Raw genomic sequence first — 5,471 nt, forward strand, 5'->3', positions numbered from 1 at the left:
CCGGAAAGCGCGAATAGACGTCGTCCTGCCAGCTGAACCACTGCTCGATGGTGTCGGCCATGCTGACCACGAGGAAGGCCGCCACCTCGAAGGGCGTGAGCCGCTGCGGCTGGCCGTTCTTCTCCAGCACCAGGCTGCCATCGGTCTCCAGCGCGTTGTCGAGCACGCGCTGCACGAACTGCGTGCGGCTCATGGTGCAGAACAGGTAGACCAGGTGCTCGGCGGATTCGCCGACCAGCGCCTGCAGGCGGCCGCGTTCGCTCGCGGCATCGAACTTGACGAGGTCGACGAACGCGTTGCCGTACACGCTGTGCAGCAGGCCCAGCAGGCGGATGTCGCGCGGTTGCTGCCACAGCGTGAGCGAACGCGCCACGCCCACCAGGTGGTGGCGGAAGGTGCCAGCCTTGTGCCAGTCCTGGCCCACGTTGCGCGCCAGCACGGTGGGCAGCACGGGGGCCAGGTCAGCGTCCTGGGCCAGCCATTCGTCGTCGAGCAGCGCCTGGGCGCGCGTGAACAGGGTGGGGTCGAGCGGGTGCAATGGCAGGGTCATGGGGTCTCTTTCGCGGTCTCTTTCGGGAAAATGGCAACCCGAGTATCCACGCCCGGCAAACGCCCCGCCGAGCCACGGGCTTGGACCGCACGCGGGGCGGGCGTGAAAAGGCCGTTGACTTGCGCCGCCAGGATGCTGAAACTGCATCGACCGGCCCCTGCCGTCCCGAGCACGCCATGCCCTCCGCCTCCCGCCCGCTGATCTTCGAAGACCGCCAGGATGCCGCGCGCCAGCTTGCCGCGCGGCTGCAGGCCTACCGCGGCAAGAACCCACTGGTGCTGGCCATCCCGCGCGGTGCGGTGCCCATGGCCCATGCCCTGGCCGCCGCGCTGCAGGGCGACCTCGACGTGGTGCTGGTGCACAAGCTGGGCGCTCCCTTCCAGCCCGAGTACGCCATCGGTTCGGTCGACGAGAGTGGCTGGACCTACCTCTCGCCCTACGCCGCTGGGGCCGGCGCCGATGCGGCCTACCTCGCTGCCGAAAAGTACTGGCAGATGGAGGCCATCCGCCAGCGCCGGTTGCTGTACACGCCGGTGCGGCCGCCCCTGGACCCTGCGGGCCGCACCGTCATCGTGGTGGACGACGGCCTGGCCACCGGCGCCACCATGGTGGCCGCCCTGCACGGCCTGCGCCAGCGCCACCCCGCCACGCTGGTTTGCGCCGTGCCGGTGTCGTCGCCGGAGGCGCTCGCCCTGGTCCGCCCTCTGGCCGACGAGGTGCTGTGCCTGCAGACGCCCGCCGACTTTCACGCCGTGGGCCAGTTCTACCGGGACTTTGGCCAGGTCGAGGACGACGAGGTGATCGCACTGCTCAAGCCGTGAGTAACGGGGCGAGCCCAGGCTGGCCTCGCCCCGGCTCAAGCGCCGGGGACAGGCCGCAGGTAGCGTTCGAACCAGTCGGCGGCCTGCCGGGCCACCGCGTCCAGCGTGCCGGGCTCCTCGAACAAATGGCTGGCGCCCGGAACAATGCCCAAGGTGTGCGGGCAGCGCAGGTGCGAGGCCGCCAGCCGGTTGAGCTCCAACACCTCGGTGTCCAGGCTGCCCACGAGCAACAGGGTCGGACAGGCCACGCGCGCCAGCGCCTCGGGCCCGGCCAGGTCGGGCCGGCCGCCGCGCGAGACCACGGCCCGAATGGCAGGGCCCTGCGCCGCGGCGGCCCTCAGGGCGGCCGCCGCGCCCGTGCTGGCGCCGAAATAGCCCAGCGGCAGCGAATCGGTGAGGGGCTGCCGCCCCAGCCAGCGCGCCACGGCCTGCAGCCGCTGCGTCAGCAGTGGAATGTCGAAGCGGGTGCGGTAATCGAGATCCTCCCCCACCGTGAGCAGGTCGAGCAGCAAGGTGCCCACGCTGCGTGCGTGCAGCACCCGGGCGACCTGGTTGTTGCGCGGGCTGTGCCGGCTGCTGCCGCTGCCATGGGCGAACAGCACCAGCCCGAGGGGCGCGGCGGGCAGCGCCAGCAGGCCTTCGATGTGGACCGGATCCACGGGAACCTGCACCAGTTGTTCGAACGGCAATGCCATGCCTACCTCCTTCGATGCCCGCGCTCAGCGTTTCTTCCGCGCCGTGGAGCAGCTGCGCCATCTCCCCTGGTGCAGGGCACGGGCACCGCCAGGGCGGCCGTGCGCGCCGCGTCAGAGATGGAAATCGCTGTGCAGCCGCTGCGTGAGCTCGTGCATGCCCAGGCTGGTCAGGTCCAGCGCATGGCTGTCGGCCACGCGCTTGCGCGATTCGCTGTCCAGGTGCGCGAGCAACTCGCCCAGAAACGGGTTGGAGGCGAACACCACGATGCGCCCGACCCGGCGTTCACCGACCGCGGTGGCGACCAGCCCGGCGAGCTGCTGGGCAAAGGCGCGGCGTTCATGCTCCTGGGGCCCGCTGCGCGACGCCAGGCCCGAGCGGCCGGCATGGCCGGCAGGCCCGTGGCCGGTGTCGGCGCCGTGCACGCGGCTTTGCGGGTGCACCCAGCACTCCGTCTCCGTCCAGCGCTCCGGCTTGGTGGGGTGCTGCTCCAGCACACGGGCCCTGGAACCATTGGCCACGACCACCCAGACTGGCTTTTCCATGGTGCGCCCCGCTTTCGGTGGGAAGAATTTTCATCTTCCCCCCGCGGACCAGGCCGGTCAAGCCACGCGCCAGGCCTTCACGCCAACCGCTACCTCTGCGCACGGATGCCCCGGCCACCGCCGTGCGGCACGGGCCACGCGGCCTGGCCCGGGCGTGCGCTGGCAGCTCCCCGGCCGGCCGGCCCGGCTCACCAGGCGACCGTGTAGGCGCCCTTGAACTGCGCGGCCACGAAGTCCTTCACTTCGGGGGACTGGTAGGCCTTCACGAAAGCCAGCAGGTCGGCGTCCTTCTCGTGGCCGGCGCGGGTCGCGATGACCACGGTGACATAGGGCGTGTTCGGGTTCTCGAGCGCCAGCGAGTCGCCCGTCGGCCGCAGGCCCGCCGCCACGGCGTAGCTGCTGTTGACGGCCGCGGCGTCGAGGTCGTCGAGCGAGCGCGCCAGCTGCGCGGCCTCGAGTTCGACGAACTTGAGCTTCTTGGGGTTGGCCACGATGTCCAGCGCCGAGGCGCGTGTGGTCACGCCGGGCTTGAGCTGCACCAGCCCCTGCTCGGCCAGCACCATCAAGGCGCGCGAGCCGTTGGTCGGGTCGTTGGGAATGCCCACGCGCGCGCCCGTCTTCAGGTCGGCCAGCTTGGCGACCTTCTTGGAATAGATGCCCATCTGCTGGCGCACCGCCGGCGCCACGGCCACCAGCTTGTAGCCGCGGTCCTTGTTCTGGGTTTCGAGGAAGGGCACATGCTGGTAGATGTTGGCGTCGATCTCGCCCTGCGCCAGCGCGGCGTTGGGCTGGATGAAGTCGCTGAACTCGACCAGCTTGACCTTGAGGCCGCTCTTTTCGGCCACGCGCTTGGCCACTTCGGCGATCTGGGCGTGCGGGCCCGCGGTGATGCCGATGGTGACGCTCTTGTCGGCGGCGAGCGCGGCCAGCGGCAGAGCGGCCGCTGCGGCGGCGGCGGCCAGGGACTGGAGCAAAGTGCGTTTGTGCATGGTGTGTGTCCTTGGGGCAGCGCCCCTCAAAATAATGAAGCCAAATCAGCCTCCAGCGCTTATGGGGCAAGCGCTATTAGCTATCAAAACAGGAGTTATTCAGCGGTGGCTCAGGCGGCGCACGGCCCAATCGCCCAGGCTCTGGATGGCCTGCACGAAGAAGATCAGCACCACCACCACGGCCAGCATGATGTCGGGCAGAAAGCGCTGGTAGCCGTAGCGAATGCCCAGGTCGCCCAGGCCGCCGCCGCCGATCGCGCCCGCCATGGCCGAGTAGCCGGTCAGGCTCACGAAGCTGATGGTCAGGCCGGCGACGATGCCAGGCAGCGCCTCGGGCAGCAAAATCTTCCAGACGATCTGCCCGGTGGTCGCGCCCATCGACTGGGCAGCCTCGACCAGGCCGTTGTCCACCTCGCGCAGCGCGGTTTCGACCAGGCGCGCAATGAAGGGTGCGGCCGCCAGGGTCAGCGGCACCACGGCGGCGCCCGTGCCGATCGACGAGCCCGTGATGAGGCGCGTGAACGGGATGATGGCCACCAGCAGGATGATGAACGGCGTCGAGCGCACGGCGTTCACGATCCAGCCCACGGTCTTGTTGAGCGGGCTGTTTTCGAGCACACCGCCCTTGTCGGTCAGGCGCAGGAACACGCCCAGCGGGATGCCGATGAGCGCGCCCACGACGCCCGAGATGCCGACCATGACGATGGTTTCCCACAGCGAAGTGGCAAACAGCTCCAGCATCATTTCAGAGAAATTTTCAAACATCGCTCAATCCTTGCTGGGCACTTCTTCGACCTGCACGCCGTGCTGGCGCAGGTGCGCAACGGCACTTTGAATCTGTTCGGCCGCGCCGCTGGCAAACACCGCCAGCGACCCGAAAGGCTGGTCCTGGATCTCGTCGATCTGGCCGTGCAGGATGGACAGTTCCAGCCCGAGGTCGCGGATCAGGTGCGACAGGATGGGCTGGTAGGCGCTCTCGCCCGCATACGACAGGCGCAGCAACTGGCCGACGCCGCCGCTGAGCCCGGCCGAGAGCTGGCGCACGCGCGCCATCACGCTGGCGGGCAGCTCCTGCGGCACGATCTCGTCGATCAGGCTCTTGGTGATGGCCTGCTGCGGGCGCGTGAACACGTCGAGCACCGGGCCCTGCTCGACGATGCGGCCGGCGTCGATCACGGCCACGCGGTCGGCCACCTGCTTGATGACCTGCATCTGGTGCGTGATCAGCACCACGGTGAGGCCCATCTCCTGGTTCACCTTGCGCAGCAGGTCGAGGATGGAGCGCGTCGTCTCCGGGTCCAGCGCCGAGGTGGCCTCGTCGCTGAGCAGCACCTTGGGCCGGCTGGCGAGCGCGCGCGCAATGCCCACGCGCTGCTTTTGCCCGCCGCTGATCTGCGCCGGATAGCGGTCGGCGAGCTGCGTCAGGCCCACCAGTTCGAGCAGCGGGTCGACGCGCCGGCGGATCTCCTCCTTGGACATGCCCACCAGCTCGAGCGGCAGCGCCGCGTTGTCGAACACCGTGCGCGACGACAGCAGGTTGAAGTGCTGGAACACCATGCCGATGTCGCGGCGCGCGGAGCGCAGCTCGGCATCGTCCAGCGTCGTGAGATCGCGGCCGTTGACGATCACCGCGCCCTGGGTCGGGCGGTTGAGCAGGTTGATGGTGCGCACCAGCGAGCTCTTGCCCGCCCCGCTGCGGCCGATGATGCCGAACACCTCGCCTGGCGGAATGTGCAGGTCGATGCCGCGCAGGGCCTCGACGGGGCCCGTCGGGCCCGGATAGGTCTGGGAAAGTCCCCGAATCTCGATCATGGAAAAAAAAGGGCCACCGCACGCATGCTGCGCTGCGGAAGCCTGTGGGCAAACAAAGGGG

Annotated in this window: 7 protein-coding genes; 1 reads left to right on the plus strand and 6 read right to left on the minus strand. The window is 69.4% G+C overall.

What is annotated here, in order from left to right; genetic code table 11:
* A partial coding sequence (locus B2J89_RS20580; protein ID WP_371809109.1) for a DUF6817 domain-containing protein occupies positions 1 to 550 on the minus strand: 550 nt, incomplete at its 3' end.
* 176 nt (positions 551 to 726) lie between these two features.
* Here B2J89_RS20580 and B2J89_RS20585 point away from each other — a divergent pair.
* A complete protein-coding gene (locus tag B2J89_RS20585; RefSeq protein ID WP_169170721.1) occupies positions 727 to 1,371 on the plus strand; it encodes a phosphoribosyltransferase in 645 nt (214 codons plus the stop codon).
* A 35-nt stretch (positions 1,372 to 1,406) separates the two neighbouring features.
* On the opposite strand, the gene B2J89_RS20590 is transcribed toward B2J89_RS20585, so the two are convergent.
* From B2J89_RS20590 to B2J89_RS20610, 5 genes are all read right to left on the minus strand, one after another.
* Positions 1,407 to 2,066: a dienelactone hydrolase family protein gene (locus B2J89_RS20590; RefSeq protein WP_169170722.1), complete on the minus strand. Its 660-nt coding sequence runs from the start codon at positions 2,064 to 2,066 to the stop codon at positions 1,407 to 1,409.
* A gap of 111 nt (positions 2,067 to 2,177) precedes the next feature.
* Positions 2,178 to 2,609 (minus strand): host attachment protein, encoded by a 432-nt coding sequence (locus tag B2J89_RS20595; RefSeq protein WP_169170723.1) that lies wholly within the window; start codon positions 2,607 to 2,609, stop codon positions 2,178 to 2,180.
* Between the two features lie 188 nt (positions 2,610 to 2,797).
* Positions 2,798 to 3,598, minus strand: coding sequence for a MetQ/NlpA family ABC transporter substrate-binding protein (locus B2J89_RS20600; protein WP_169170724.1), 801 nt, complete (start codon positions 3,596 to 3,598; stop codon positions 2,798 to 2,800).
* Positions 3,599 to 3,697: 99 nt separating this feature from the next.
* Positions 3,698 to 4,363, minus strand: a complete 666-nt coding sequence (locus tag B2J89_RS20605) for a methionine ABC transporter permease (protein WP_169170725.1) — start codon at positions 4,361 to 4,363, stop codon at positions 3,698 to 3,700.
* Positions 4,364 to 4,366: 3 nt separating this feature from the next.
* A complete protein-coding gene (locus B2J89_RS20610) occupies positions 4,367 to 5,410 on the minus strand; it encodes a methionine ABC transporter ATP-binding protein (RefSeq protein ID WP_169170726.1) in 1,044 nt (347 codons plus the stop codon).
* Positions 5,411 to 5,471: the final 61 nt, after the last annotated feature.

Source organism: Acidovorax sp. SRB_24 (assembly GCF_012931925.1).

Excerpts from the sequence above, each read along its gene's own strand:
- B2J89_RS20595 (WP_169170723.1), bottom strand. The coding sequence starts at position 2,609 with ATGGAAAAGCCAGTCTGGGTGGTCGTGGCCAATGGTTCCAGGGCCCGT.
- B2J89_RS20585 (WP_169170721.1), top strand. The coding sequence starts at position 727 with ATGCCCTCCGCCTCCCGCCCGCTGATCTTCGAAGACCGCCAGGATGCC.
- B2J89_RS20590 (WP_169170722.1), bottom strand. The coding sequence starts at position 2,066 with ATGGCATTGCCGTTCGAACAACTGGTGCAGGTTCCCGTGGATCCGGTC.
- B2J89_RS20605 (WP_169170725.1), bottom strand. The coding sequence starts at position 4,363 with ATGTTTGAAAATTTCTCTGAAATGATGCTGGAGCTGTTTGCCACTTCG.
- B2J89_RS20600 (WP_169170724.1), bottom strand. The coding sequence starts at position 3,598 with ATGCACAAACGCACTTTGCTCCAGTCCCTGGCCGCCGCCGCCGCAGCG.
- B2J89_RS20610 (WP_169170726.1), bottom strand. The coding sequence starts at position 5,410 with ATGATCGAGATTCGGGGACTTTCCCAGACCTATCCGGGCCCGACGGGC.